General features: G+C 67.5%; 31 protein-coding genes, 1 tRNA gene and 2 pseudogenes. 19 read left to right on the forward strand and 15 right to left on the reverse strand.

Translation table 11 applies throughout. The features are described from left to right. Window position 1 precedes the first annotated feature (1 nt). The 3 genes from dnaJ to dnaK are packed head-to-tail and all read right to left on the reverse strand — an operon-like array spanning window position 2 to window position 3,726. The gene (gene dnaJ, locus ACFYWY_RS19415; RefSeq protein ID WP_389187771.1) at window positions 2-1,192 is read right to left on the reverse strand and encodes a molecular chaperone DnaJ; all 1,191 of its coding nucleotides are present in this window, start codon (window positions 1,190-1,192) and stop codon (window positions 2-4) included. Between the two features lie 30 nt (window positions 1,193-1,222). Beyond that, entirely contained in the window at window positions 1,223-1,873 is a 651-nt protein-coding gene (grpE, locus tag ACFYWY_RS19420; protein ID WP_389187774.1) for a nucleotide exchange factor GrpE, read from the reverse strand. Next, entirely contained in the window at window positions 1,870-3,726 is a 1,857-nt protein-coding gene (gene dnaK, locus ACFYWY_RS19425) for a molecular chaperone DnaK (RefSeq protein WP_389187777.1), read from the reverse strand. The genes grpE and dnaK overlap by 4 nt, the downstream gene beginning before the upstream one ends. Before the next feature lie 289 nt (window positions 3,727-4,015). Between dnaK and ACFYWY_RS19430 the strand changes: the two genes are divergently transcribed. From ACFYWY_RS19430 to ACFYWY_RS19440, 3 genes are all read left to right on the forward strand, one after another. After that, entirely contained in the window at window positions 4,016-4,549 is a 534-nt protein-coding gene (locus ACFYWY_RS19430; protein WP_389187780.1) for a sugar transferase, read from the forward strand. Window positions 4,550-4,678: 129 nt separating this feature from the next. Then, window positions 4,679-6,949: a heterodisulfide reductase-related iron-sulfur binding cluster gene (locus tag ACFYWY_RS19435; protein ID WP_389187783.1), complete on the forward strand. Its 2,271-nt coding sequence runs from the start codon at window positions 4,679-4,681 to the stop codon at window positions 6,947-6,949. Window positions 6,950-7,233: 284 nt separating this feature from the next. Continuing rightward, window positions 7,234-8,136 carry a Yip1 family protein gene (locus tag ACFYWY_RS19440; RefSeq protein WP_389187786.1) on the forward strand — a complete coding sequence of 301 codons (903 nt, stop codon included), beginning with the start codon at window positions 7,234-7,236 and terminating at the stop codon, window positions 8,134-8,136. A gap of 90 nt (window positions 8,137-8,226) precedes the next feature. Here the strand turns inward: ACFYWY_RS19440 and ACFYWY_RS19445 are convergent, their stop codons facing one another. Continuing rightward, complete coding sequence (locus ACFYWY_RS19445; RefSeq protein WP_389187789.1) at window positions 8,227-8,724, reverse strand: phosphoribosyltransferase; 498 nt, start codon at window positions 8,722-8,724, stop codon at window positions 8,227-8,229. A gap of 3 nt (window positions 8,725-8,727) precedes the next feature. Then, window positions 8,728-9,303: a dCTP deaminase gene (gene dcd, locus ACFYWY_RS19450; RefSeq protein ID WP_389187793.1), complete on the reverse strand. Its 576-nt coding sequence runs from the start codon at window positions 9,301-9,303 to the stop codon at window positions 8,728-8,730. Between the two features lie 466 nt (window positions 9,304-9,769). On the opposite strand from dcd, the gene ACFYWY_RS19455 reads away from it, so the two are divergent. Beyond that, window positions 9,770-9,843 (forward strand) — tRNA-Gly (locus ACFYWY_RS19455). 394 nt (window positions 9,844-10,237) lie between these two features. On the opposite strand, the pseudogene ACFYWY_RS19460 reads toward ACFYWY_RS19455, so the two are convergent. After that, a pseudogene (locus tag ACFYWY_RS19460) lies at window positions 10,238-10,564 on the reverse strand (PRC-barrel domain containing protein); the annotation flags it as partial. Between the two features lie 93 nt (window positions 10,565-10,657). Between ACFYWY_RS19460 and ACFYWY_RS19465 the strand changes: the two are divergent. Together ACFYWY_RS19465 and ACFYWY_RS19470 are read left to right on the forward strand one after the other, a co-directional pair. Continuing rightward, window positions 10,658-11,068, forward strand: a pseudogene (locus tag ACFYWY_RS19465) (ribonuclease BN); the annotation flags it as partial. Next, window positions 11,047-11,451, forward strand: coding sequence for a DUF6381 family protein (locus tag ACFYWY_RS19470; protein WP_389187796.1), 405 nt, complete (start codon window positions 11,047-11,049; stop codon window positions 11,449-11,451). The pseudogene ACFYWY_RS19465 and the gene ACFYWY_RS19470, both read left to right, overlap by 22 nt. On the opposite strand, the gene ACFYWY_RS19475 is transcribed toward ACFYWY_RS19470, so the two are convergent. The 5 genes from ACFYWY_RS19475 to ACFYWY_RS19495 form a co-directional block, all read right to left on the reverse strand. Then, a complete protein-coding gene (locus ACFYWY_RS19475; protein WP_389187799.1) occupies window positions 11,357-11,704 on the reverse strand; it encodes a PRC-barrel domain containing protein in 348 nt (115 codons plus the stop codon). The genes ACFYWY_RS19470 and ACFYWY_RS19475 overlap by 95 nt on opposite strands. Before the next feature lie 222 nt (window positions 11,705-11,926). Continuing rightward, window positions 11,927-12,265 carry an ANTAR domain-containing protein gene (locus ACFYWY_RS19480; RefSeq protein ID WP_389187801.1) on the reverse strand — a complete coding sequence of 113 codons (339 nt, stop codon included), beginning with the start codon at window positions 12,263-12,265 and terminating at the stop codon, window positions 11,927-11,929. Window positions 12,266-12,371: 106 nt separating this feature from the next. Beyond that, on the reverse strand, window positions 12,372-12,641 hold the full coding sequence (locus ACFYWY_RS19485; RefSeq protein WP_389187803.1) for a hypothetical protein: 270 nt from the start codon (window positions 12,639-12,641) through the stop codon (window positions 12,372-12,374). A 275-nt stretch (window positions 12,642-12,916) separates the two neighbouring features. Then, window positions 12,917-13,090, reverse strand: a complete 174-nt coding sequence (locus ACFYWY_RS19490) for a CsbD family protein (RefSeq protein WP_389187806.1) — start codon at window positions 13,088-13,090, stop codon at window positions 12,917-12,919. Window positions 13,091-13,180: 90 nt separating this feature from the next. Beyond that, entirely contained in the window at window positions 13,181-13,624 is a 444-nt protein-coding gene (locus ACFYWY_RS19495) for a hypothetical protein (RefSeq protein WP_389187809.1), read from the reverse strand. Window positions 13,625-13,792: 168 nt separating this feature from the next. Between ACFYWY_RS19495 and ACFYWY_RS19500 the strand changes: the two genes are divergently transcribed. Next, complete coding sequence (locus tag ACFYWY_RS19500; RefSeq protein WP_389187812.1) at window positions 13,793-13,891, forward strand: DUF6131 family protein; 99 nt, start codon at window positions 13,793-13,795, stop codon at window positions 13,889-13,891. A 193-nt stretch (window positions 13,892-14,084) separates the two neighbouring features. Here the strand turns inward: ACFYWY_RS19500 and ACFYWY_RS19505 are convergent, their stop codons facing one another. Both ACFYWY_RS19505 and ACFYWY_RS19510 read right to left on the reverse strand, forming a co-directional pair. Next, window positions 14,085-14,255, reverse strand: a complete 171-nt coding sequence (locus ACFYWY_RS19505; protein WP_307662115.1) for a hypothetical protein — start codon at window positions 14,253-14,255, stop codon at window positions 14,085-14,087. Window positions 14,256-14,287: 32 nt separating this feature from the next. Further along, complete coding sequence (locus tag ACFYWY_RS19510; protein WP_389187815.1) at window positions 14,288-14,644, reverse strand: PRC-barrel domain-containing protein; 357 nt, start codon at window positions 14,642-14,644, stop codon at window positions 14,288-14,290. Window positions 14,645-15,203: 559 nt separating this feature from the next. On the opposite strand from ACFYWY_RS19510, the gene ACFYWY_RS19515 reads away from it, so the two are divergent. The 11 genes from ACFYWY_RS19515 to ACFYWY_RS19565 all read left to right on the forward strand — a co-directional run bounded on the left by ACFYWY_RS19515 (window position 15,204) and on the right by ACFYWY_RS19565 (window position 21,767). After that, window positions 15,204-15,467, forward strand: coding sequence for a hypothetical protein (locus tag ACFYWY_RS19515; RefSeq protein ID WP_389187818.1), 264 nt, complete (start codon window positions 15,204-15,206; stop codon window positions 15,465-15,467). Window positions 15,468-15,590: 123 nt separating this feature from the next. Continuing rightward, complete coding sequence (locus tag ACFYWY_RS19520) at window positions 15,591-15,770, forward strand: hydrophobic protein (protein ID WP_389188028.1); 180 nt, start codon at window positions 15,591-15,593, stop codon at window positions 15,768-15,770. Between the two features lie 92 nt (window positions 15,771-15,862). After that, a complete protein-coding gene (locus ACFYWY_RS19525) occupies window positions 15,863-16,036 on the forward strand; it encodes a CsbD family protein (RefSeq protein WP_274560874.1) in 174 nt (57 codons plus the stop codon). 132 nt (window positions 16,037-16,168) lie between these two features. Beyond that, on the forward strand, window positions 16,169-16,789 hold the full coding sequence (locus ACFYWY_RS19530; RefSeq protein WP_389187822.1) for a hypothetical protein: 621 nt from the start codon (window positions 16,169-16,171) through the stop codon (window positions 16,787-16,789). Further along, on the forward strand, window positions 16,786-17,211 hold the full coding sequence (locus ACFYWY_RS19535) for a hypothetical protein (RefSeq protein WP_389187825.1): 426 nt from the start codon (window positions 16,786-16,788) through the stop codon (window positions 17,209-17,211). The genes ACFYWY_RS19530 and ACFYWY_RS19535 overlap by 4 nt, the downstream gene beginning before the upstream one ends. Window positions 17,212-17,786: 575 nt before the next feature. Then, the gene (locus tag ACFYWY_RS19540; protein ID WP_389187827.1) at window positions 17,787-17,927 is read left to right on the forward strand and encodes a hydrophobic protein; all 141 of its coding nucleotides are present in this window, start codon (window positions 17,787-17,789) and stop codon (window positions 17,925-17,927) included. A gap of 380 nt (window positions 17,928-18,307) precedes the next feature. Continuing rightward, window positions 18,308-18,490, forward strand: coding sequence for a hypothetical protein (locus ACFYWY_RS19545; RefSeq protein ID WP_389187830.1), 183 nt, complete (start codon window positions 18,308-18,310; stop codon window positions 18,488-18,490). A 630-nt stretch (window positions 18,491-19,120) separates the two neighbouring features. Beyond that, complete coding sequence (locus ACFYWY_RS19550) at window positions 19,121-19,546, forward strand: STAS domain-containing protein (RefSeq protein WP_389187833.1); 426 nt, start codon at window positions 19,121-19,123, stop codon at window positions 19,544-19,546. 56 nt (window positions 19,547-19,602) lie between these two features. Next, window positions 19,603-20,208 carry a hypothetical protein gene (locus ACFYWY_RS19555; protein WP_389187836.1) on the forward strand — a complete coding sequence of 202 codons (606 nt, stop codon included), beginning with the start codon at window positions 19,603-19,605 and terminating at the stop codon, window positions 20,206-20,208. Further along, entirely contained in the window at window positions 20,208-20,966 is a 759-nt protein-coding gene (locus ACFYWY_RS19560) for an ANTAR domain-containing protein (protein ID WP_389188031.1), read from the forward strand. The genes ACFYWY_RS19555 and ACFYWY_RS19560 overlap by 1 nt, the downstream gene beginning before the upstream one ends. An 84-nt stretch (window positions 20,967-21,050) precedes the next feature. Beyond that, window positions 21,051-21,767, forward strand: coding sequence for a GAF and ANTAR domain-containing protein (locus ACFYWY_RS19565; RefSeq protein ID WP_389187839.1), 717 nt, complete (start codon window positions 21,051-21,053; stop codon window positions 21,765-21,767). Window positions 21,768-21,858: 91 nt separating this feature from the next. Here the strand turns inward: ACFYWY_RS19565 and ACFYWY_RS19570 are convergent, their stop codons facing one another. Then, window positions 21,859-22,185: a sigma-70 family RNA polymerase sigma factor gene (locus ACFYWY_RS19570; RefSeq protein ID WP_389187842.1), complete on the reverse strand. Its 327-nt coding sequence runs from the start codon at window positions 22,183-22,185 to the stop codon at window positions 21,859-21,861. A 51-nt stretch (window positions 22,186-22,236) separates the two neighbouring features. On the opposite strand from ACFYWY_RS19570, the gene ACFYWY_RS19575 reads away from it, so the two are divergent. Next, window positions 22,237-22,923 carry a diacylglycerol/lipid kinase family protein gene (locus tag ACFYWY_RS19575; protein WP_389187845.1) on the forward strand — a complete coding sequence of 229 codons (687 nt, stop codon included), beginning with the start codon at window positions 22,237-22,239 and terminating at the stop codon, window positions 22,921-22,923. A 159-nt stretch (window positions 22,924-23,082) separates the two neighbouring features. Here ACFYWY_RS19575 and ACFYWY_RS19580 read toward each other — a convergent pair whose 3' ends face one another. Further along, window positions 23,083-23,571 (reverse strand): Asp23/Gls24 family envelope stress response protein, encoded by a 489-nt coding sequence (locus ACFYWY_RS19580; RefSeq protein ID WP_389187847.1) that lies wholly within the window; start codon window positions 23,569-23,571, stop codon window positions 23,083-23,085. Window positions 23,572-24,008: the final 437 nt, after the last annotated feature.

Consider the following 24,008-nt stretch of genomic DNA (forward strand, 5'->3'; position numbering starts at 1 on the left):
CTCATGCTCCCTTCGCGGCCTGGAACAGCTCGGCCCGCGGGTCCTCGGCCGCGGTGGCTTCGCGGTAGGCCTCCAGCGCTTCCTTCGCCTTGTCGCCGAGGTCCTTGGGCACGGCGACCTCGACGGTGACCAGCAGGTCCCCGCGGGTGCCGTCCTTGCGGACTGCGCCCTTGCCGCGGGCTCGCATCGTACGGCCGTTGGGGGTCCCTGCGGGCAGCTTCAGCGTGACCGGCGGACCGCCCAGGGTCGGCACCTTCACCTCGCCGCCGAGCGCCGCCTCCGCGTAGGTGACGGGCACGGTGATCGTGAGGTTGTCGCCCTTGCGGCCGAAGACCGGATGTGCGTCGACGTGCACGACGACGTACAAGTCGCCCGCCGGGCCGCCCCGTTCGCCCGGGGCTCCCTTGCCGCGCAGCCGGATCCGCTGGTTGTCGGAGACGCCCGCGGGGATCCTGACCTGCATGGTGCGCGAGGAGCGGGCGCGCCCGCTGCCCTTGCACACGTCGCAGGGGTCCTGCGCGATCAGTCCGCGGCCCTTGCAGTCCACGCACGGGTCGGTGAGCGAGAAGGAGCCGCTGCCGCCGCGCGAGACCTGGCCGGTCCCGAGACAGGTCTGGCACACCCTGGGCGTACCGTTTTTGTCGCCGGTGCCCGCGCACGCCTTGCACGCCGCCGAGCTGGACATCCGCAGCGGGACCGTGGCCCCGTCGACCGCCTCGGTGAAGCTGAGCGTCACCTCGGACTCGATGTCCTGGCCACGGCGCGGCTGGGTACGCGTACCCGTGCCGGCGCCGGCGCCGCGGTTGAACAGGCCGCCGAACACGTCGCCAAGGCCGCCGCCGAAGCCCCCGGCGCCACCTTGCGTGCCGCCCTGGGCGCCCCCGAAGAGGTCGCCCAGGTCGAAGTTGAAGGAGCCGCCGGGACCGCCGGCCCCGGCAGGCCGGAAGCCACCGTTGCCGAAGAGGGCGCGTGCCTCGTCGTACTCCTTGCGCCGCTTGGGGTCGCCGAGGATGTCGTTGGCCTCGGAGATCTCCTTGAAGCGCTCCTCCGCCTTGACGTCGCCCTTGTTGGCGTCCGGGTGGTACTCGCGGGCGAGCTTCCGGTACGCCTTCTTGATCTCGGCCTCGGTGGCGTCCTTCGGGACGCCGAGGACCTTGTAGTAGTCCTTCTCGACGAAGTCCTTCGTACTCATCGACGTCCCTCCTCTCGGACGATCATTGCGTCAGCCCTCGTCCGGGCCACCGCTCTCCTCGTCGTTCGCCGTCTCTTCCTTGCCTGCCACCGGGGTCGCGCCCGGCTGGGGCTCGGCCACCGCCACACGCGCGGGGCGGATGGTCCGCTCGCCGATGCGATACCCAGGCTGCAGGATCGCGACGCACGTGGTCTCCGTGACATCCGGTGCGTACGAGTGCATCAGGGCCTCGTGGATCGTCGGGTCGAAGGGCTCGCCCTCCTTGCCGAACTGCTGCAGGCCCATCTTGGCCGCCGCCGTCTCGAGAGACTCGGCGACCGACTTGAACCCGCCCACCAGCTCCCCGTGTTCACGGGCGCGGCCGATGTCGTCGAGCATAGGCAGGAGTTCGGTCAGCAGATTCGCCGTGGCGATCTCCTTGACCGTGATCCGGTCGCGCTCCACACGACGGCGGTAGTTCTGGTACTCGGCCTGGAGCCGCTGGAGGTCTGCCGTGCGCTCGCTGAGCGCCATGCGGACCTGGTCCAGCTGAGCCGTCAGGCCGGCGATCTTTGCTGCGTCCCCTGCCGGGGCCGCCGCGCCCTCCTTCTGGGAGGACTCGGCGGACTCGGCGGCGTCGTCAGAGGTGGCGCCGGAAGGGACGTCAGGCTTCTCGTCGAAGCCCGGGGTCTCCTCCGTCACGCGGCACCGCCCTTCGCGTCCTTCTCGTCGTCGACGATCTCGGCGTCCACGACATCGTCCTCAGCCTTGGCCTGCTCACCCGCCGGGGCGTCGGCTCCGGCAGCGCCGGCGCCGTCGGGCGTGGCATTGGCGTACATCGCCTGGCCGAGCTTCTGGCTGACCGCTGCGAGCTTCTCGGTCGCCGTGCGGATCTCGGCCGTGTCCTCGCCCTTGAGCTTCTCCTTCAGCTCGCCGACGGCGGACTCGACCTCGGTCTTCACCTCGCCCGGGACCTTGTCCTCGTTGTCCTTGAGGAACTTCTCCGTCTGGTAGACGAGCTGCTCGCCCTGGTTGCGGGACTCGGCGGCCTCGCGGCGGCGGTGGTCCTCGTCCGCGTACTGCTCGGCCTCCTGGCGCATCCGGTCGACCTCGTCCTTCGGCAGCGAGGAGCCGCCGGTGACGGTCATCTTCTGCTCCTTGCCCGTGCCCAGGTCCTTCGCGGTCACGTGCATGATGCCGTTGGCGTCGATGTCGAAGGCGACCTCGATCTGCGGGACCCCGCGGGGGGCCGGCGGCAGACCCGTCAGCTCGAACATCCCGAGCTTCTTGTTGTACGCCGCGATCTCGCGCTCGCCCTGGTAGACCTGGATCTGCACGGACGGCTGGTTGTCCTCGGCCGTCGTGAAGATCTCCGAACGCTTGGTCGGGATCGTGGTGTTGCGCTCGATGAGCTTGGTCATGATGCCGCCCTTGGTCTCGATACCGAGGGACAGCGGGGTCACGTCGAGGAGCAGGACGTCCTTGACCTCACCCTTGAGGACACCGGCCTGCAGGGCGGCGCCGATGGCGACGACCTCGTCGGGGTTCACACCCTTGTTGGCGTCCTGGCCGCCGGTGAGCTCCTTGACGAGCTCGGCGACGGCGGGCATCCGGGTCGAGCCGCCGACCAGGACCACGTGGTCGATCTCGGACAGCTGGATGCCGGCGTCCTTGATGACGTTGTGGAACGGGGTCTTGCAGCGGTCGAGCAGGTCCGTGGTGAGCTGCTGGAACTGGGCGCGCGTGAGCTTCTCGTCCAGGTGCAGCGGACCCTCGGCGGAGGCCGTGATGTACGGGAGGTTGATCGTCGTCTCGGTCGAGGACGACAGCTCGATCTTCGCCTTCTCCGCGGCCTCGCGCAGACGCTGGAGAGCCATCTTGTCCTTGGACAGGTCGACGCCGTGCCCGTTGGCGAACTGCTTCACCAGGTAGTCGACGACGCGCTGGTCCCAGTCGTCACCACCGAGGTGGTTGTCACCGTTGGTGGCCTTCACCTCGACGACGCCGTCGCCGATCTCGAGCAGCGAGACGTCGAAGGTGCCGCCACCGAGGTCGAAGACGAGAATCGTCTGGTCGTCCTTGTCCAAGCCGTAGGCCAGGGCGGCCGCGGTCGGCTCGTTGACGATACGCAGGACGTTGAGGCCCGCGATCTCACCGGCCTCCTTGGTGGCCTGCCGCTCCGAGTCGTTGAAGTACGCCGGGACAGTGATCACCGCGTCGGTGACCTTCTCGCCGAGGTAGGACTCCGCGTCGCGCTTCAGCTTCTGGAGGATGAAGGCGCTCATCTGCTGCGGGTTGAAGGTCTTCCCGTCGAGCTCGACCTTCCAGTCGGTGCCCATGTGGCGCTTGACCGACCGGATGGTCCTGTCGACGTTCGTGACTGCCTGACGCTTCGCAACCTCGCCTACCAGCACTTCACCGTTCTTCGCGAAGGCGACGACGGACGGCGTGGTCCTGGCACCCTCGGCGTTGGTGATGACGGTGGGCTCGCCGCCCTCCAGAACGCTGACGACGGAGTTAGTCGTGCCCAGGTCGATGCCGACCGCACGTGCCATTTCAATTCCTCCAGCTGACTTGAGTGGATCTGGCTCAAGGATGCATGAACGGATCCGACGCGTCAACAGACCTGAGTCGGCCCCACTCAACTTTTATCCGGCGCTTACGTGCAGGCTTGCGCGGGAGCCAGCGTCGCACGCGTGGCGCGTCGGCTCATCATGCCTTCATCTGCGAGAGTCATAGCCCACAAAAACGGTCAAGAGATACCAATCGCGGCGGAGATGATGGCGGCGCGAGGGGAATCGTGACGAAGACCGTGATGAAGAGCGTGACGAAGGGCCTGCGTCCATGCCTGCGAAGCGAGCCGTCGACCTGGCGGGCAGTCTGATCCTGCTGCTTCTCCTGTCCCCGGTGCTGCTCGCCGTCGCCGCCACCGTCGCGGCGACCTCCCCCGGCGGCACCCTGACCCGCCAGGACCGCACGGGCCTCGGCGGCCGTACGTTTGCGATGCTGACGTTCCGTACGCAGCGGGCAGGCGACTTGGGCCCCACGCCCGTCGGACGGCTACTGCGCCGCTACTTCCTGGACGATCTCCCGCAGCTGATCAATGTGGTGCGCGGCGAGATGTCCTTGGTCGGCCCGCGGCCGCCGGGCCCGGACGACTCCGACGACGCAGATCGGGCGCGGCTCGGCGTACGCCCCGGAATCACCGGGCTGTGGCAGATCAGCGGCCGCTCGGATCTCCCCTGGGAGGAGATGGCAGTGCTCGATCTGCACTATGTGGAGCAACATTGGCTGGGACTGGACCTACTGATCCTGGCCCGCACCCTGCCGACCGCTCTCGCCGGACGTCCGGCGGCCCGCTCGGTCAGGCTTGCCTGAGCGACACAGATCACCGCGTGCGCGGCTACAGTGCGGCGGAACAAGTGGGTACTCTCAGCACGGACTGAAATAAGTTACCGCTTAGTAGAAGCCACACTTTCCCACCTCGCAGGCCCGAGGAGCCCCGAAATGCAGCTCGCCGCGATCACCGTGTCGTTGATCCTGACCGTGGTCGGCGTTGCGCTCATCGCCCGAGCCGTCGCGCAGATCTACCGGTTCGTCAGACTCGGTCAGCCCGTACCGGCAGGCAGTCGCACCGACGATCCGAAGCAGCGCACGATCACCCTGGTCAAGGAATTTCTCGGCCACACCCGGATGAACCGGTGGGGGATCGTGGGCTTCGCCCACTGGTTCGTCGCGATCGGCTTCCTCACCCTGCCGCCCACCCTGGCGCAGGCATACGGCCAGCTCTTCCAGGCCGACTGGACGCTGCCCATCCTCGGCGGCTTCCTGCCGTTCGAGATGTACATCGAGTTCATCGGCCTGATGACCGTCGTCGGCATCGTCATCCTGATGGCGATCCGGCTGCTGAACCTGCCCTCACGGGCCGGCCGCAAGTCGCGCTTCGCGGGCTCCAAGGCCTGGCAGGCGTACTTCGTCGAGTACGTCATCCTCACCATCGGCCTCGCGATCCTCGCCCTGCGCGGGCTCGAGGGCGCGATCCACCACGTGGAGCACTACGAGCCCGCCTACTTCGTCTCGTACCCCCTGGTCCTGGCCTTCAAGGGGCTGAGCGTCTCCACGCTCCAGACGCTGATCTACTTCACCGCGATGATCAAGATCGGCACCTCGCTGATCTGGATGATCACGGTCTCGCTGAACACCAACATGGGTGTGGCCTGGCACCGCTTCCTGGCGTTCCCGAACATCTGGTTCAAGCGGAACGCTGACGGCTCGACGGCGCTGGGCGCGCTCCAGCCGATGACGAGCGGCGGCAAGGAGATCGACTTCGAGGACCCGGGCGAGGACGACGTCTTCGGCGTCTCCCAGGTCGAGCAGTTCTCCTGGAAGGGCATCCTCGACTTCTCCACGTGCACCGAGTGCGGCCGCTGCCAGTCGCAGTGCCCGGCCTGGAACACCGGAAAGCCCCTCTCCCCCAAGCTGCTGATCATGTCGCTGCGCGACCACGCGCACGCCAAGGCCCCCTACCTGCTGGCCGGCGGCGGCAAGGACATGGAGGGCAACGAGAAGGCGTCCGGGGAGCAGCTGGCCGGTGTGCCGGCCGCGGCTCTCGCGGAGGCCGAGCGCCCGCTGATCGGGACGCTCGAGGAGAACGGCGTCATCGACCCGGACGTGCTGTGGTCCTGCACCACCTGCGGCGCGTGCGTGGAGCAGTGCCCGGTCGACATCGAGCACATCGACCACATCGTCGACATGCGCCGCTACCAGGTGATGATCGAGTCCGCGTTCCCGTCCGAGGCGGGCACGATGCTCAAGAACCTGGAGAAGAAGGGCAACCCCTGGGGCCTGGCCAAGAAGCAGCGCCTGGAGTGGACCAAGGAGGTCGACTTCGAGGTCCCGGTCGTCGGCAAGGACGTCGAGGACCTGTCCGAGGTCGACTATCTGTACTGGGTCGGCTGCGCGGGCGCGCTGGAGGACCGGGCGAAGAAGACCACCAAGGCCTTCGCGGAGCTGCTGCACATCGCGGGCGTGAAGTTCGCGATCATGGGCGGCGACGAGAAGTGCACGGGTGACTCGGCCCGCCGTCTCGGCAACGAGCCGCTGTTCCAGCAGCTCGGCCAGGAGAACGTGGCCATGCTGAACCTGGCGTACGGACAAGACGACGAAGACCCCTCGACGAAGAAGCCCAGGTCGGCGAAGAAGATCGTCGCGACCTGCCCGCACTGCTTCAACACGATCGCGAACGAATACCCGCAGCTGGGCGGCGAGTTCGAGGTCATCCACCACACCCAGCTGCTGCAGCACCTGATCGACGAGGGCAGGCTCATCCCGGTGACCCCGGTCGACGGTCTGATCACCTACCACGACCCGTGCTACCTGGGCCGGCACAACAAGATCTACACGCCGCCGCGCGAGATCATGTCCGCCGTCCCGGGCCTGCGCCAGCAGGAGATGCACCGCCACAAGGAACGCGGCTTCTGCTGCGGCGCCGGCGGCGCGCGGATGTGGATGGAGGAGCGGATCGGCAAGCGCATCAACACCGAGCGGGTGGACGAGGCCCTGTCCCTCAACCCGGACATCGTCTCGACGGCCTGCCCGTTCTGCCTGGTGATGCTCACGGACTCCGTGAACGGCAAGAAGAACGACGGCACGGCCAAGGAATCGCTCCAGGTCGTCGACGTCGCCCAGCTGCTCCTCGACTCGGTGCGTACGCCTCCGGCCGGCCCGGCCAACGACGAGGAGCCCGCGGGCACGCCGGAACCTGAACCGGTGAAGTAGCCCGTGCGTCTGTGAGTACAGGTAAGCGGCCGGATCTGCCTTGGGGGCAGAACCGGCCGCTTCCGCGTTCCGTTCCGCGTTCCGTTCCGCGTTCCGTTCCGCGTCCCGTTCCGCGTCCCGTCCGCGTCCCGTTCCGCGTGCCGTTCGGGGTTTCGCCGAGCGGGTTTACGTCATGCGTATCCCCTCCAGGATTCCCCTAGGGGATGTCACAGCTCAGCCGCAAAGGCGCCCCCGTTCCCGGTCTCTTGTCACCCGGCGGACGCGGACCGGGTACGTTCGATTACGTGGCTGGATTCAGGATCGGACGCGGCCGGGACAACCGCACCTCGCAGCAGCAGCAACCGCAGCAGGCACCGCCGCCTTACAGAGGCGGCGGCGGCCATGCGGCACCGCCGTATGCGCAGCAGCAACCACCGCCGCAGTGGCCCCAGGCGGGCGGCGGCGGCCATCAGCAGCCCCGGGGCGCCCAGGGCGGCCCGTACGGCGAACCGGAGTACTTCGGCGACCCGTACCAGCAGCACCCCGCCGCACCCGACCCGTACGCGGCCAACAACCCTGGTCACACGCAGGCGTTCAGCATCGACGAGGACCCGTACGGCAACGGCGCGACCTACCGCGCGGGTGCCGCCAACGCCGCGCCGAGCGGCCCGCGCCTGCACTGGAAGCAGCTGCTGAGCGGCATCGTGCTGCGGCCGGGCCCGACGTTCTGGCAGATGCGTGACTACCCCGTGTGGGGCCCCGCGCTGATCGTCACGTTCCTGTACGGCCTGCTCGCGCTGTTCGGCTTCGACAAGGCCCGCGAGGAGACGATCAACGCGACGATCTCCACGGCCATCCCGTACGTACTGACGACGGCGGTCGCCTTCGTCATCGGCGGCCTGATCCTGGGCGCGGTGACCCACACGCTGGCCCGCCAGCTCGGCGGCGACGGCGCGTGGCAGCCGACGGTCGGGCTCTCCATGCTGATCATGTCGATCACGGACGCGCCGCGCCTGGTCTTCGCCCTCTTCCTGGGCGGCGAGAACTCCCTGGTGCAGGGGCTGGGCTGGGCGACATGGCTGGCGGCGGGCGCGCTGTTCACCTCGATGGTGAGCAAGTCGCACGATCTGCCGTGGCCGAAGGCGCTGGGTGCGTCGGCGATCCAGCTGATCGCCCTGCTGTCGATCATCAAGCTGGGAACGATCTGACCCGTACGACCGTGAGCCCGTACGCCTGGTGAAGGCCCCTATCGCGCCGGTAGGGGCCTTCAACCATAGGCAAGTAATGCTGGGTGGGGCTCAGGCGTCCAGAATCTGCCCGGATCGCTGCACGACGGGCTTCTCGACACTCCAGGGGAAGTTGATCCACTCGTCGGTGCGCTTCCAGACGTACTCGCACTTGACCAGCGACTGCGACTTCTCATAGATGACGGCGCTGCGCACCTCGGCGACGTGGTCGACACAGAAGTCGTGCACCAGCTTCAGCGTCTTGCCGGTGTCGGCGACGTCGTCCGCGATGAGGACTTTCTTGTCAGAGAAGTCGATGGTGTTCGGTACGGGCGCGAGCATGACTGGCATGTCGAGCGTCGTACCGACTCCGGTGTAGAACTCCACATTCACCAGGTGGATGTTCTTGCAGTCCAGCGCATACGCCAGCCCACCGGCGACGAACACCCCACCACGCGCGATGGAGAGCACGATGTCGGGCTCGTAGCCGTCGTCGGCGATGGTCTGCGCGAGCTCGCGGATCGCGCCTCCGAACTTCTCGTACGTCAGGTTCTCGCGGACGTCACTCATAGCTCACACCTGCGTCCGGTGGAAGTTCATGAACGACCGCGAGGCCGTGGGCCCGCGCTGCCCCTGGTAGCGGGACCCGTAGCGCTCGCTCCCGTACGGGAACTCGGCCGGCGAGCTCAGCCGGAACATGCACAGCTGGCCGATCTTCATCCCCGGCCAGAGCTTGATCGGCAACGTCGCGAGATTCGACAGCTCCAGCGTGACGTGCCCAGAGAACCCGGGGTCGATGAAGCCGGCGGTCGAGTGCGTGACGAGCCCGAGCCGCCCGAGGCTGGACTTCCCCTCGAGGCGCGAGGCGAGGTCGTCAGGCAGCGAGATGACCTCGTACGTCGAGGCGAGCACGAACTCCCCGGGGTGCAGGATGAAGGGCTCATCGCCGTCGGGCTCGACGAGCCGCGTCAGATCCGACTGCTCGACGGCGGGGTCGATGTGCGGATAGCGGTGGTTCTCGAACACCCGGAAGTAGCGGTCGAGCCGCACATCGACGCTCGAGGGCTGCACCATGGATTCTTCGTACGGGTCGATGCGCACCCGTCCGGCGGCGATCTCGGCCCGGATGTCCTTGTCTGAGAGAAGCACGCCATGAGGATACGCAGAGCGCGCGGGCCCACCCCAATCGGACGGCCCCACGCGCCCCCTGGCCACCGCGTTCCCTACCGCTTTACGGGCTCCACAGGCACGACACTCCGAAGCCGCGCACAACGCGGACACCGGATGAGCCGCCCGGGCCCGATCCGGTCGGGGCCGAGCTGCTGCAACGGGAACGAAGCGGTACTGAAGACGTGCCCATCGGCACAGCGGACGACGGTGCGCTCCATCAAGTCCATCGAGTCCCTTCCCCATAAATGCGGACGAACGCCCACATTAGGGGATCAACGGGACGCACCCACGAGCGGCACTCCGTCGCTCAAAGGTACGCCTCAACTCCCGTGCCCCGCAGCCGCATCGAGCCACGGGAGAGCACGAAGGCCCCGCGGCTTCATTCGCCGGGAGCCTGCGATGGGGTAGAGTGTGCGCCGATGCGGTGCCGGTGACGGCTCGCTACGCGGGTGTAGTTTAATGGTAGAACATGAGCTTCCCAAGCTCAGAGCGCGGGTTCGATTCCCGTCACCCGCTCCACAACGAAGGCCCAGGTCAGCAACCTGGGCCTTACTTGTTGTCTAGACCTCTTTGGGCCTCCGTGCCCTCCGCGTGCCCCATCTCGCGAAAATGCCCTGCCCAGAGGGGTATTGGCATGCCGTCCACACCCCATCGACGAGCAGTCGTCTCGAATGATGAGACCCATTATCTATGAGCTGCGTCATCCAGTGTGTGGGGTGTGCGAATTCGCTGTCACAAAGCGGCCCGTTGGCCACCGGTGTTATCGGAGGGGGCGCCCACCAGAGCGCCGGGACCATCGCACGGCGATGAAGGCCAGGTCGGCCCCGAGGAGCACGATGCCGATGATCAGCAGATAGCCCAGGCCCTCTGCCACCGCGCCGATGATTCCCAGCACGACAGCCACCAGGGCGAGGAGTTGCCTCTCGCCGACGGCGCCCGGCTGGTAGGGCATGTCGTAGTGCTGGAAGATCGCTTCCTCTGCCTCGGCTGGCAGGATGTCGTCCGTGCCGACCGAGGGTGCCTTCTTCACCAGTGCCCGGGAGTAGGAGACCTTGAGGTAGTCCGGTCCGAGGATCGCGTCGTCGAGGGGGACGAAGGCGAGGCGGTGACGGGTGGGGACTCCGGTCCGGATCGTGGCCATGGCCGGCTCGTCGGTGGTGGTGTCCACGTAGATCGCTTCGAGCACGCCGGTCTTGTGGCCCTTCGGATCGACGACGTTGTGGTTGCGCCACTCACGGATATCGGCTGCCTGGCGGCTTGCTCTTCCAGGCTATCCGGGAACCCGCGCCGCGCCCTCGCGCGACGACGGTATCGACCGTGGTTGTCGACAGGCATGCCGATGAAGCCATCCAATGCAGCAGGCCCTGCATCTCTGTTCGGACGGCTACGCCGCGCGATCAGCCATTCACCAGTCGGGCGCGGATGGCGTCGGAGCAGCGATCTGGAGTTGGGGCCGCGTTCGCTGGGTTTCGCGGCGCTGGGGTTTCTGACGCTGGTGCCGCTGCTGATCATTGTGTCCTCGGCCGATCCAGAGCATGGGCGGGGGTTCGCGCAGTGGCTGGGGGAAGGACTCGTCGTGTCGACCGCCTCCAGAGAAGAGGTGGAGCAGCTGTTCACCCGGCCCGGCCAGGCGCTGCGGGCCACGACCGCGTTCGGCATCGCCGCCCTCGCCGTCTTCGGCCTGACCTTCGGAGCGGCGGTGCAGACCGGCTACGAGAAGGTATGGGACCTGCCGTCGGCCCGCCAGGTTCTCGCTACCCCCGGCCGCCGGGGATCGTGACCGTCGCAGGCGAATCCGGCAGCCGAGCGCAGCAGATGCGCGAGAAGGCAGAGCAGCTGACCGAGCGTGCGGAGCGCACAACCGACCCGCTGGAGCGTCAGAAGCTCCAGGAAACCTGGGTCCAAGGAGGCAGCTGGTCCTACAACTCGGACCACGACGGCTTCACTCTCGACGATCGGGGTCCACCCCTGGTTCGCCCCGGTGGCGGTCCGGCCCTCGGCCGCCACCGAAGGCAGTTACACGCGACTGAGGTCAGCCACGCGGGTGCTGGTAGTAGGAGCCAAGACGCTGGTGGTAGTCCGGGTCTCCCAGGTGCTTTTCCTTGTCGAACTCCGGCGCGTCCTTGATCTCGTCCTTCGTCCGGGACACGTACACCTTCCGCTCGGAAACGTCCACGCGCTCGATGATGCCCGCCGGCAACAGTACGTCCTTGCCGAAAATCCACACACCGGTGTCGACCACAATGCAGGCCGCGCCGACTTCGTCGGAATGCTTGTCGATCTTTCCAATGCTGCCGTCAGTGGCTTCTACCTTGAAGCCGACCAGGCTATTTCCTGCGTTGTGGCCGGCGGCCCGAGCGTAACCCCAGAGATCACTCACGAAATTCCCCTCCTCGAATCTCACCAGAACAGAAGGGCAGATTCCTTCTCCCCACCCTGCCGCTGGCCGAGTCCCCCCATCGCACGTCACCAAACACCCCGACCGAGCTTCGAACGCCGGGAACTCGGCACCGCGGATTCCCCGCTCCGGAGCGACAGCCAGGACGAACGCACTGGAGGGTCGAGGTCACAACTTCCGGTGCCGCCTGGCGGGCGCTCGCTGTCACCGGCGGTCCGCTGCGTGGAGGCGGCGCAAAGCATGCCGCAGCGCCTGTTGCATGGCGTCGGAGAGGGCCTCGTCCTCCGTGGTGGCTACCAGGGCCGCGGCTACGTCCCTGAGTTTGACGTTGCAGTGCTGCGATACGTCCACCAGCAAGCCCCAGGCACTCTCACCGGAACACGGCACCAGGGCCATCACCATGCCACGCGCCTGGTCGATCACCGCACGACTGGCCAGCGCCCGGCTCAACTGTTCATTCTCAACCTGCAGTTCCAGAATTTTCCGCGACCAGAGCGGCGTTTGCCACCGAGCCCACAGCCGTGAAAGTCCGCTGCTCTTCATGGATCGTGATCGTCTGACGCATGGTGCATACCTCGCAGCGCAGTCATAGCGTCCGGCCTGAGCGAAGCACACCCCCGAGCGCCTGGATACAGGGCCACCCCATCGCTCACCTGCGATGATCGTGGTCCCGACGGTCCTGGCGATTCCAGCGGCTCCGGCGTTGCCGACTGTATCGGCGGTCCCAGCGGTCCTGTTGATCGCGGTAGTCCCGGTAGTCCCGGTAATCGGGATCGTCGCCATAGCCCCGGCGCCCGGAACCACCGCGGCCGTAGTGGACGAGGCCAAAGATCAACATGGCCGCGGCCACCCACCACATGGGGTTGAGGAAGCCGAAGCCGATCAGAGCCGCGACGAAGATGAGAAGCAGAACGAACATGGCGGGCCTCCCTGGAGCGGAGCAGGTCATCGCTGCCAGGGGCTGGGGCCTCACCGAACAGCGTAGCCCTGCCCAAGCATTGCGGATAGCGCCCCCTGTCGACTCGTACTGCCGGGCGTAGACGCCTACTTGACACCGGCTCGGGGACGAATTCATGTGCGAACAGCTGGAGGACCTGGCCCACATAGGCGCCCAGTCGCACATCACCTGCCCCCGACGAGGTGCAGATCAATACGGGGTTCCGGCCCTACGCCCGCGCCTGCGGGGCTGAGTGGTCAGTGTTTGAAGGCGTCCTTGATCTTCGCGCCGGCCTGCTTGATGTTGCCCTTCAGTTGGTCACCGCGGCCTTCGGCCTGCAGGCGCCGATTTCCGGTGACGCGGCCGACAGCCTTCTTGGCGCTGCCTTTCACCGCTTCGCCTTGATGTGCGAACTTCTTCGCGATACTCATGGGTGGCCACCCTGGGTGGGTTTCTGCTGGGGTGCGAGGGGGACATCGGTGGCCGCCTGCCGGTGAGCGACCTGCGCGTGCGGCGGCGGCCTACTGGGGGGCGGATCGGTGCCCGAACCAGTGCGACCTGCTCCGGCGACCCCCGTCCGAGGCGACAGGGCGATCGCCTTGGGGTGAATCGTTCCCCCGCGCATTCGGCGTCTCCGCGCGGGCGGTCTCTCGCTGGTCGATCAGGTCGTCGCGACCCTCGTCGGCGGCCGTCTCGCGGCGCGACTGCTTGAGTACATGGCGCCCGGTGCTGCCCTGGCGAGAGGTGCGGCGTGCACCGGTCAGGAGCAGGCTCAGCCCGAACAGCGCCGCCGCCCCGACGACGATGCCGTAGAGGAAGAGCGTGCCTGTGGAGCCGGTCGCCTCGAAGCCGAATACCGAGAACCCGCCGGTGAGCTCATGCGCGCTGCCACTGTTGGTGACAACAGCGGCCACGCCGACGACTACCGCGGCGAGCAGGATGATGAGTCCGAGGATGACGATCATGACGCGCTCCAAGGATCTGCTTCGTATCTCCCTACGGTAGATCTGCGTCGTCCAGGAAGCCACTGCCACAGGGGCCGTCGTTATCCGAACGCCGTGCAAGGGTTTGTCCCGAAAGCGGGCGGGGACCAGCGAGACAGGGAGATTTACTCCGCGAGATCGGCGGACACCATGATCGTCCTCGGAATCATCCTGCTCGTCATCGGGGCAGTCCTGTGGATCCTGGGATCGCTCGGTCACGCGGTCCGCGGACGACGGCACTACTGGTAGAGGGAGCAGGCCCCCGCGCATCATCCCAATCCGTTCCTGGCAGCACGACCCGCCATCCGGACCGCTTTTCGCCCTGCCGCACGTCGGCACGACCACCCTCCCGCGGCGTCGGCACGCGCAACAGGCGTGCGGCCACCCGGCGGTACTCTCGGGCGACGTTCGGCGCTCGGCGGACAGAATGTGAGCCGACGCGTCAGCGGACCGGGCGTCGGCGTGAGCCCAATGCGGAGCGAACAGCGAGGTACGCCACACCGGCGACGAGGAGCACTACGCCGATGGAGAGCAGATAGAGCATGCCCTCGACGGCCACTCCGATGATGCCCAGCACGATGGCCACGACGAGCACGAGAAGGAACAGGACCATGAGGCGGGTGCCTCCTTCGTAGGAGCGGGCGCTCAGCGCCGGGCGAGCTGCCGCTCACCGTCGGTGCCCGGCCGGTAGGTCAGGCCGTAGTGCCGGAAGATCGGTTCCTCCTCCTCAGACGGTAGGACGTCGTCCGTGCCGATCGAGGGGCACTCCTTCACCAACGCCTTGTCGTGGGCGACCCTGACGTGACCCGGCCCTACGGTCGCGCCGTCCAGCGGTACGAAGACCAGGCGGTGACGGGTGGGCAGACCGATCTGGACGGTCGCCATGGCCGGCTCGTCGGTGCTGGTGTCCACGTAGATCGCTTCCAGCATGCCGATCTTGTGTCCGTCGCGGTCGACGACGTCGTGGCCGCGCCAGTCGCGGATATCGCCCACCTGGATCATCCTGGGTCCCTTCGCGAGGCCCCGCGGCTCGGAGCGTGCGCGTTCAACTGGCAGCAGCACCTGGCCTCAGGCCTGTGGCCTACGCACTCCTCAGTGTGCCCCTGCCTGCTCGCCCAAACCAGCGCACGCACTCTGCGACCGCGCGTGGGCTTCGCATCGCGCTCCCGACTTTGATCTCTGCGCAGCCTCCCCCAAGTGGAGAGCACCCAGGGCGATGGGGGAGAAACCGGCCCCCCTGTGCCCACGAGCTCCTCGGAGCGGAACAGGTCATCGCTGCCGGGGGCTCGGGACTCTCCGACCAGCGAAGTCCTGCCCAGCCGTAGACAGCCATGCGTGGGACAGCCCTGCCCGTCGCCCGATGCCCCTGCCGCCTGTTCAGGGAGTGCGTCGACGACTAGCTTGTGTGGTGCGGCCCGGGCCCCCGGCAGCGTCGAGAAGTTACCGCGCTCCCTCGGGGGCGCACCTTGCGCATCGATGCCGGAGCCCGCCTCGTCACGAGCGTGGCCGTTCCGCAGTCGCCGTCGCTATGCGATCCCGGCGCCGCGTCGATGCGCCCCATGTGGGCACCTCTTCCGCTGCCCGCCACGTCGCACGTATCCGACAACTGGCGGTACGCATGTACGCGCTGATCGTTCCGGCTGCACTCCCCTTCGTCCTGCTCGGCACCGTGATGGGCCTGTCCTGGTGGGAGGACCATGTCCTGCCATCGGCCGAGCCCCCCGAAGCCCCTGCCGAGGCTCCGTCGACACCAGCGGCCCCAACCGCCGTAGCACAACTCCCCAGCAACTCCGGCACGTTGACAGGGGTCGCCGACGGGCGTTGACTGACACCGACGGCGTAGGGCTGTGGTGCTCCGGATTCCCCGGGCAAAGCCTTCACCTTCGCTTCGCCCAGCCCCCGCGGAACGCAGGACATGTCCCTGTGACCGCGTGGAGGCGCAGCCATGCTGCTCTGGATTCTTCTCCTTCTGCTGATCCTGGTTCTGTTCGGGTTCGGCTTCACCATGCAAATCCTCTGGTACGTCGCGGTTGTACTGCTGGTCGTCTGGATCGCCGGGTTCGCCATGCGCGGCCACCGTGGTGGTCGCAGTCGAGGCGGGCGCCGATACGGCCGAAGCCGCAGGTAGCCCGTACCAAGACCCGTCCCGCCCGCGGGAATGGCCAGTTGTACGGCAATCCCGCGCGGGAGCCCCACCCAAGTAACGAGTAGAGGACAGTCATGAGCTTCGAACAGAAGATCAGGAACAAGGCACAGGAACTCAAGGGCCGGATCACGGAGGGCATTGGCCGAGCAACCCGCAACCCGCGGCTGAAGAGGCAAGGGAAGACCGACCGAGTCGCCGGCAACCTGAAGCAGTCCGGCGGGAAGGCCAAGGACGCCTTCAGGCGCTGACCACCACCGCCCCGGGTGGTGGTCACGTCGCGTGGGCATCACCCGGCAGGCACCGATGCGGGGCACGAGCCGACAGGGGTTGATGGGAATGCAGCAGAGCAAATTACAACACAAGAGCCAGAGAGGGCAGCCATGTTCACGGCCGTGATCATTGCCGTGGCCGTCATTGTCGTGGCCGCCGCCCTCTTCGCCGGACTCGGCCGGGGCGGTGGCGGCCGCGGGTTGAAGCGGCGCTTCGGCCCCGAGTACGACCGTGCCGTCGCCCGCCACGACGGCGACACCAAGGCAGCAGAGCGGGAACTCGGCGAGCGAGTGAAGCGGCACGGTTCCCTCGAGGAGCAGCCGCTTCCGCACGAGGCCCGCGAGCAGTACGTGGCCCAGTGGGCCGGAATCCAGAAGCAGTTCGTGGACTCGCCTCAGAAGGCGGTCACCGAGGCCGACGCGCTGCTGGCGCGGCTGGCGAAGGACCGGGGCTTCCCCGACGGCGAGCAGTTCGAGGAGCAGGCGGCCGCGATTTCGGTGCACCACGCCGACCATGTCGAGGGCTACCTCAGGGTGCACACGGTGGCGCGTGGCCAAGGCGACACGGAAGAGATGCGGGAGGCCATGGTCGAGGCCCGAGGCCTCTTCGACGCACTGATCACAGAACAGCCGGCCGACTCGGGCCGACACCGTCAGCAATCCCCCGACGACCATCGACACACGCCGTGGACTCGTAGCCGGCACCACGCGAAGGGAAGTGGCACCCGATGACGTACAACGCGGAGCACGCACGGCAGCCCCCGGCCCAGAGCCCGGCTCCCGCTGAGCAGAACGCCCCGCATGCACATCGCACCGAACCGGCCGGGCAACCGCGCGATCCGGTCAGCAGCGCCGACAGCCCCGCCCGCACCCGGGGCTCGGAACAGCAGTTGTTCCCGCAGGGGGAACGGGACAAGCTGGCCATCCGCCTCCAGCAGGCCCTCAACAACTTCGTCGAGAACCCGCGACAGGCGGTGGAGCAGGCAGACAGCGCCTTCGACGAAGTCGCCACCCACGTCATGGACACACTCGCCGAACGGCGGCGCGTCCTGCGAGCGAGCTGGCAGGGCCAGGACACCGACGCGGAGACAGAGGAACTGCGGCTCGCACTACGGCAGTACCGGGAGATCACCGAGCGGCTGCTGCGCATGTGAGTGGCCGGCCATGCAGGTCGGAGCGGGAGGCTGTCGGCGTTGAACTTGGAGGCAGTTGTTGATCTCCGAGCCGCGGCGCCGGCGGCAGACTGCATGACTCCCACCCGCCTCGAATGATCCGCAGCGTCCGATCGACACCTGTCACCCCGATGGACCGACGTTACTGATCGGTCAGATTCTCACCAGGCGAGGAAACGGTGCCTCCTCGGGCCATGTGGCCGGAGCTGCACTGCTCACGCCCGTTCCATGACGACGAAGAGTTCAGCTCGTCCTGGAAAGGGAGGCTGCCACCATCCCTGTCCCAGTGGGAGGACCATGTCTCCTGCCACCGGCCGGGTCGGGCCTGGCCTCCCCCGAGGCGCTTCTCACACCAGCAACCTCGAACTCAAGCCCCAGAACTCCCCGGTCCTGCTGATCCGTTGACAGGAGACGTCGCCCGGCGTTGACTGACGACGACGGTGCAGGGCTATGACGCTTCGGATTCTCCGGGCGAAGTCCTCCTCCTTCCGCTTCGCCGGGACCCCGCGGAACACAGGAATAATCCGCAACCTGAAGGCCTGGCCATGCTTCTCTGGATGCTTCTTCTCCTGCTGATTCTGTTCGGATTCGGCTTCCCGATGCTGATCCTTTGGTCCGTCGCGGTCGTACTCCTGGCCATCTGGATCCTCAGCTTCGCGGTCCGTGGCGGTAGCCGATCCGCCCACAGCCACCAGTGACAGCCGACGCATGACTTTCGAAGAGGAGGACCCGGGTGGTACGACGAAAGGCGCGTATGTCCACTACGGGATAGAACACGCCGTCGAAGGGGACCAGGTCCCTCACCGTGAGACGTAGACGGGCCCGCAGGGGCCCGGAAGGGATCTGCGCCTGTTGCGTCACGACTGTGCCGCGTCCTGGTGACCTCGGGCGGCCTCATCCTAGGTGGCGTGCCTGCGCGCCCAGCGCGCGAAGTGGTGTACGGTACGGCCCCCGCAGCCGGGCACCGCGCACACGCCCGTCGCCAACGAATGCTCGGCCTTCAACAGGGAAGACGACCGATAGCGGCGCAGCCACCGGGATCACGTGTGGTTCGCCGTCCATTGGCAGGAGAAGTCAGATGCTGGCATTCGCGGCGGCCGTGCTCTTCGTCATCGCCTTCGTCATTCACGCCACCGAGACGGCGACCGAGGCGATCTTCAGCCCGACGAGTCTGATGCTTGTCGGGCTTGCCCTCCTCGCTGTGCACTCGGGCGGCGTGGGGTCCGGATGGTCCCCCAGGGGGCGCGGACGCCGGCGCTGAGCGAGGCGACGGCTTGCACCCTTCGTAGGCGGCGCTCCGGCCACAGGGCCGCTGGGTGCCGACCGGGCGCGGCCCCCCGTCGGAGCGTGGCGCCAGTGCACCCGGCTCTCGGTGGTCTCTTCCGCCGGTTCGTCCGGCAAGTGAACGTCGTTGAGGGAGGTGTTGACCTCGACGACTTCGAGACCCGTTTCGGTTCACCGTTGCGATCACATTCCCGCGGACGTGTGCGGCGATGTCGGTGATGCTCCCGTCATAGGAAGCCACCCGTGCGGTGCAACGGATATGTGCACGCGTTGCCGCCTCCAGGGCAGTGTCCAGACCCTGAGAACAGGGGCTTTCGGCCGCCCACGGGACCCTGCTGAGGACTATGCTGCTACATGGACGTCCCAGACCCCGGCGGCATGTTGTTGCTCAACACAGATGGCTGCGGGGAGCGGATCCTTCGTCCGTTCACCCGGCGCATCCCCCTGGAGGGAACTGGGTGGGTCCCTGTCCTGGTACACAGGCCGGCTGGACCGGTCATTCGCCTGCCTCCGCCGAAAGTACGCCCCTACCGGGAGCGCGCCACGCGGAGCCGGAAGTCCGGCATCGCCGCATCCGCTCCCGGATGGTCTCCTGAACCGAGGCGTCATGCCCATTCCGCAGCTGAACGTCTACCGGCACGACAGAGAAAGCCGAGCGCTGCTCACCCTGGCCGGTGAAATCGACATCGACACAGCCCCGCTGGTGCGCGAATCGCTGGAGCACTGCCTGCGCGACGGCATCCGCACCATCGACGTCGACCTCACCGCTGTCGCCTTCTGCGGCTGCAGCGGCCTCAGCACTTTCCTCCACGCGTCACAACAGACCACGGCAGCCGGGGGGTCCCTCCAACTGCACTACCCGCGGCCGCTGGTGGCTCGGCTCGTCGAACTCACCGACTCCGGCTTCCTGCTCCGCAGCCCTCCGCTCGGACACCTGCCCGCTCCTCTCCAGGGCGGACTCCTCCCGACCGCTCCAGCCTCGCCGCGTCGGCCTGCTCCGATCATGCCTGCTCTCTCGGGCGGTGTGCTGTGATGGCCTGGTCCCGGCGGGGGCAGCCGCGGAACCATGATGGTCCCGATTCGTCTGCCATGGACGCGGTGCGGCTGCGCCGGGTGAACCGCTGGCAGGCCGAGGAGCTGTGTGAGGATCTGGCGGATCTTTACCTGGAGTCCTCGGACCTGTCGCCGAGTGAGGGACACCGCAGCCACAGCCGGGAAGAGTTCCTGCACCGCCTCAGTGGCGACATCCGGAGGCCGGGGTTCGCCATGGCGATAGCGGAGTCAACTGCCTTGGTGGGATGTGCTTTCGGATTCCCCGTGAGGAGCGACAGCTTCTGGTGGCGCGGGTTCGACGGGGCACTCCCGCCCAGCATCGAGCAACTCACCGAGTCCGACAATGCCTTCGCGGTCAACAAGATCTTGATCGCTCCGCACGAGCAGGACGATGACATCGCCCGCCGACTGCAGCAGCGGCTGCTGACCGACCACCAGGCCTCGCTCGGTGTCACCCTGGTCGATGAGGCCGACCATCCGTCCCTCGCTGCCTTCAGGTCCTGGGGCTGGCGGGACATCGGAGAGATCCGTAAGCCGCCCGGCCCCACCATGTTCCGTGCGTTGGTTCTTCCCGTCGGGGAGCGAGCGGCCTTGAGACTGGACGGGCTTGCCCGCCATGCCTGGACTCGGTGGCCCGGGTGATGCCTCAAAGCCGATCGGCGCGGATCCAGGCGCTGGTCGCCGAGCAGGCGGCCCTGCGTGGTGCCCGGGTCGGCGTGGTGGATGTGTGTACCGCGGCGGTGGCCACGCTGCCGGTCGGCGGGGCCGGGGTGTCCGCGATGTCCCGGACCGCGGCCAGCCATCCGTTGTGCAGCACCGACGACATCAGCCAGCAGCTGGAGGAGCTGCAACTCACCCTCGGCGAGGGGCCGTGCGTGGATGCCTTCACTCAAAGCTCCGCCGTTCTGACGCCGGATCTGCGGACCGATGAACTGCAGGACCGCTGGCCCGTGTTCGCCGATGCGGCCTTGGGAGCCGGAGCACTGGCCGTCTTCGCGCTCCCCCTGCAACTGGGGGCGATCAGTCCTGGAGTTCTGGACCTGTACTCCCGAGTGCCGGTCCAGTTGGATGCGGAGGAGCTGGCCGACGCGTTGGCTTTCGCCGATATCGCGACGCTGGTCCTGCTCGATACGCAGATCGACGAGACAGGCGCGACGGCCGGCGGAATGTTGCTGGACGGGCGCTTCGAGGACCTGGGCGCGTACCGGGCCGAGATCGACCAGGCCACCGGCATCCTCACCGTCCAACTCGGCGTCGGCATCGAAGAAGCCTTCGTCCGGCTCCGCGCCTATGCCTATGCCCAAGGGCGCCGGCTCGCTGAGGTGGCCGCCGACGTGGTCGCCCGTCGTCTCAGCTTCTCCCCGAACACGGATCCAGATCAAGGCGATGACGATGCCTGACACTCCCGCACGGGCCGATGGATGCACTGCGCTCCACTTCCCGCCCCTCCCCGGCGGGACTAGTCTCAACAGAGGGTGTACAAAATGAATGAGCAGCTCCTCGCCAAGACATTTGTCGAGTTGGCGGACAACCTGGTCGCCGACTTCGACCTGATCGACTTCCTGCGCCTGCTGACCGACCGTTGCGTCGGCATGCTCGGTGCCAGCGCGGCCGGAGTGCTGCTCGCCGACCGGGACGGCGAACTCCGCGTCATGGCCGCCTCCGACGAACAAGTACGCCTGCTCGAGCTCTTCCAGCTCCAGAACGACGAAGGCCCCTGCCTGGAATGCTTCCACACCGGCGCACCGGTGATCGTCCCCGACCTGCGCACTCAGGCCGACCGCTGGCCCCGTTTCGTCGCGCAGGCCCAGCACAGCGGGTTCGCGGCAGTCCAAGCCGTGCCGATGCGCCTGCGGGACGAGGTCGTCGGCGCCCTCAACCTCTTCCGCACCCACCCCGGCCCCTTCGACCCGGTCGGCACACCCATCGCCCAAGCCCTGGCCGACGTCGCCACCATCAGCCTCCTGCAACAACGCTCCACCCACCGCAGCAACGTCCTGAACGAACAGCTGCAGGCCGCGCTGAACAGCCGCGTACTGATCGAACAGGCCAAAGGCAAACTCGCCGAACGCCAGGGCATCGACATGGAACAGGCCTTCACCGCACTGCGCGGCTACGCCCGCGCACACAACCGCCGCCTGTCCGACCTCGCCCGCGCCTTCATCAACGACTCCGAACCCCTCACCGGCCTGGGTACCTGACCCTCGCCACGGCGGTTGCACAACCACATGGCGCCTTTCCCGCTGAGCGAGGCTGTGCCCCGCGCTCGCACGCCCAGCGCGGGCAGCTCTTTCAGGCGTCGCCGGCCATCACCTGGTCGCGCAGCTGCGCGCAAGTGCGAATGATCAGACGGGAGACGCGCATCTGGGAGATACCGAGCTGTTCGGCGATACGGATCTGCGTCATCTCGCAGAAGAACCTCATGTAGAGGATCCGCTGTTCACGCTCGGGCAACGCCCGCAGCAGCGGCCGGAGCGCCTCGCGGTCCACGACCCGGTCGAAGCCGGGTTCCGCACAGCCGAGGGTTTCGGCCAGTGAGTAGTCGTCCCCGTAGGGGACCTGCGGGGCTTCCAGCGACAGGGTGGTGAAGCTCTCCAGAGCCCCCTGGCCCAGCCGCACCTCCTGCTCGGTCAGGCCGGTGTGCGCGGCGATCTCAGATACCGGGGGCCCGTGGTCGTCGAGCGAACGGCACAGCTGATTGCCGGCCCCAGCACGTACTTCCTCAACACGTTCAGCATCGGCTCCTACCCCGAACTCGTCCGAGCCCGCGAAGCCCGGGAGACGTACCTCGGCAAGTGGCCTGCATTCTGCGTCGGATTGCTCCGCGTTCTCGCCGACGGCACCCCCAGCAAAGTCACCATCGACGGACAACACCGGCGTCTATGGCTGCTCTTCGCCGGCAACGGCCGCTACGACCCGCCCGGCTTCGCCCCCTCCTACCGCCGCAGCCTCGATGACGGGCTGCTCGACATCCGTGCCGTCGACGGCCGCCACCCCTTCGCCCGCACCCGCCTCGTCACCGCCTTCCTCACCGGAACCCTCGACCGCTCCCGCGTCTACCAAGCCACCACCGTGACCCGGCTGCGCATCGGCGGCATGGGAGAGAAAGGGGACTACACCCGCGACGGGGAAGTAAGCCCGGCCCGCCGACACGCTCATCCTCGACAAGTCACCCCGCGCGCTCACCGTCTACCTACCCGTGCCGCATTGACCCCTGCGCCATCAGGTTGTGCCGCGCTCCGCTCGGGCCGGCAACACACATGGCAGCGGCCCGGCCAGCCGGTTGGGACCACGGCGGGGAGCCAAGGAGCTGCCGGGCCGGTGTTTGAGATCCACGCGGCGGGCTACTCGGAGTAGGCGTCCGACGGCCGGCCAGGACGAAGGCACCGGAGGGTTGGGGTCACAGCTCCCGGTGCCGCCCCTTGGACGCACAAGCCATCACCGCCCAGCGCCATCCCGACAAACAAGCCCACCACGGCCAAGCTCATTGCGCTCCTTCGTGGGCCACCAGGTCGGCTACCGGAGCCGTGCCTGGTCTTCCTCCTCGTCCTCTTCGTCGGGCAGATGCACGTCGCTGACGGCGATGTTCACTTCCACGACTTCCAGGCCCGTCGTCCACTCGACGCCGGAGATGACGTTTTCCCGCACGGCACCCGCCACATCTGTGATCGAGACGCCGTAGTCGATGACGATCTCCAGATCGATCGCCGTCTGCCTCTCGCCGACTTCGACCTTGACTCCGCGCGAGACGGACTTGGTGGTGCCGGGCACACGTTCCCGCGCGGCGCCGAAGGCCCGGGAGACTCCGCTGCCCATCGCATGGACGCCGACCACGTCGCGGGCCGCCATTCCAGCAATCTTCTCGACCACGCCGTCGGCGATGGTGGTCCGGCCCCGGGTGCCGGGGTCGCCGCCGCGCTTCGCACCGACGTTCTTCCTGGCGCTGTCACCCTCGGACTCCGTGCTGGAGTTATCGGGCCGGTTCTGCTGTCCGGTATCGGTCATGGCCGGTCGTCCCTTTCCAAGCAGAGGAGCCTGCGGCCTGTTTTTCCACATTAGGTCCGTTTGTTTGGCGATGCTCCAGGCATGCGGGAGGCGTGGGACCGGGGCTTGCCACGTGAGCGCCGTGAGCGGCCGGATCGGGGAGGTTCCGGCAGCCTGGATCACCGAGCGCGCGGCCTCCGGGGTACCGAGCCGCGCGGCCTCTGGAGTGTCCGGGGTCCGGCCGGGCGCGATGCGGATCCGCCTGGCCGACCCGGAATCAGTGCCGGAGCCGACTGTTCCTGCGCCTTGGAGCGCAATGGCGCCGGGATCGCTGCAGCAGCGGTACCCGAGTGAGGAGCCCGAGGGAGGCGAAGCCCAGCGAACGCGACCACATTTCGAGATCGTTGAACCGCCTCCGCGCCCGACCGGCAAATGGCGGATCAAATTGCGCAGCCGTC

Source organism: Streptomyces sp. NPDC002870 (assembly GCF_042888505.1).
Classification (GTDB): domain Bacteria; phylum Actinomycetota; class Actinomycetes; order Streptomycetales; family Streptomycetaceae; genus Streptomyces.

Excerpts from the sequence above, each read along its gene's own strand:
- dnaJ (WP_389187771.1), bottom strand. The coding sequence starts at position 1,192 with ATGAGTACGAAGGACTTCGTCGAGAAGGACTACTACAAGGTCCTCGGC.
- dnaK (WP_389187777.1), bottom strand. The coding sequence starts at position 3,726 with ATGGCACGTGCGGTCGGCATCGACCTGGGCACGACTAACTCCGTCGTC.
- ACFYWY_RS19430 (WP_389187780.1), top strand. The coding sequence starts at position 4,016 with ATGCCTGCGAAGCGAGCCGTCGACCTGGCGGGCAGTCTGATCCTGCTG.
- ACFYWY_RS19435 (WP_389187783.1), top strand. The coding sequence starts at position 4,679 with ATGCAGCTCGCCGCGATCACCGTGTCGTTGATCCTGACCGTGGTCGGC.
- ACFYWY_RS19445 (WP_389187789.1), bottom strand. The coding sequence starts at position 8,724 with ATGAGTGACGTCCGCGAGAACCTGACGTACGAGAAGTTCGGAGGCGCG.
- ACFYWY_RS19470 (WP_389187796.1), top strand. The coding sequence starts at position 11,047 with ATGGGACCTGCCGTCGGCCCGCCAGGTTCTCGCTACCCCCGGCCGCCG.
- ACFYWY_RS19480 (WP_389187801.1), bottom strand. The coding sequence starts at position 12,265 with ATGAAGAGCAGCGGACTTTCACGGCTGTGGGCTCGGTGGCAAACGCCG.
- ACFYWY_RS19485 (WP_389187803.1), bottom strand. The coding sequence starts at position 12,641 with ATGTTCGTTCTGCTTCTCATCTTCGTCGCGGCTCTGATCGGCTTCGGC.
- ACFYWY_RS19490 (WP_389187806.1), bottom strand. The coding sequence starts at position 13,090 with ATGAGTATCGCGAAGAAGTTCGCACATCAAGGCGAAGCGGTGAAAGGC.
- ACFYWY_RS19495 (WP_389187809.1), bottom strand. The coding sequence starts at position 13,624 with ATGATCGTCATCCTCGGACTCATCATCCTGCTCGCCGCGGTAGTCGTC.
- ACFYWY_RS19500 (WP_389187812.1), top strand. The coding sequence starts at position 13,793 with ATGATCGTCCTCGGAATCATCCTGCTCGTCATCGGGGCAGTCCTGTGG.
- ACFYWY_RS19505 (WP_307662115.1), bottom strand. The coding sequence starts at position 14,255 with ATGGTCCTGTTCCTTCTCGTGCTCGTCGTGGCCATCGTGCTGGGCATC.
- ACFYWY_RS19510 (WP_389187815.1), bottom strand. The coding sequence starts at position 14,644 with ATGATCCAGGTGGGCGATATCCGCGACTGGCGCGGCCACGACGTCGTC.
- ACFYWY_RS19525 (WP_274560874.1), top strand. The coding sequence starts at position 15,863 with ATGAGCTTCGAACAGAAGATCAGGAACAAGGCACAGGAACTCAAGGGC.
- ACFYWY_RS19530 (WP_389187822.1), top strand. The coding sequence starts at position 16,169 with ATGTTCACGGCCGTGATCATTGCCGTGGCCGTCATTGTCGTGGCCGCC.
- ACFYWY_RS19535 (WP_389187825.1), top strand. The coding sequence starts at position 16,786 with ATGACGTACAACGCGGAGCACGCACGGCAGCCCCCGGCCCAGAGCCCG.
- ACFYWY_RS19540 (WP_389187827.1), top strand. The coding sequence starts at position 17,787 with ATGCTTCTTCTCCTGCTGATTCTGTTCGGATTCGGCTTCCCGATGCTG.
- ACFYWY_RS19545 (WP_389187830.1), top strand. The coding sequence starts at position 18,308 with ATGCTGGCATTCGCGGCGGCCGTGCTCTTCGTCATCGCCTTCGTCATT.
- ACFYWY_RS19550 (WP_389187833.1), top strand. The coding sequence starts at position 19,121 with ATGCCCATTCCGCAGCTGAACGTCTACCGGCACGACAGAGAAAGCCGA.
- ACFYWY_RS19555 (WP_389187836.1), top strand. The coding sequence starts at position 19,603 with ATGGACGCGGTGCGGCTGCGCCGGGTGAACCGCTGGCAGGCCGAGGAG.
- ACFYWY_RS19560 (WP_389188031.1), top strand. The coding sequence starts at position 20,208 with ATGCCTCAAAGCCGATCGGCGCGGATCCAGGCGCTGGTCGCCGAGCAG.
- ACFYWY_RS19565 (WP_389187839.1), top strand. The coding sequence starts at position 21,051 with ATGAATGAGCAGCTCCTCGCCAAGACATTTGTCGAGTTGGCGGACAAC.
- ACFYWY_RS19580 (WP_389187847.1), bottom strand. The coding sequence starts at position 23,571 with ATGACCGATACCGGACAGCAGAACCGGCCCGATAACTCCAGCACGGAG.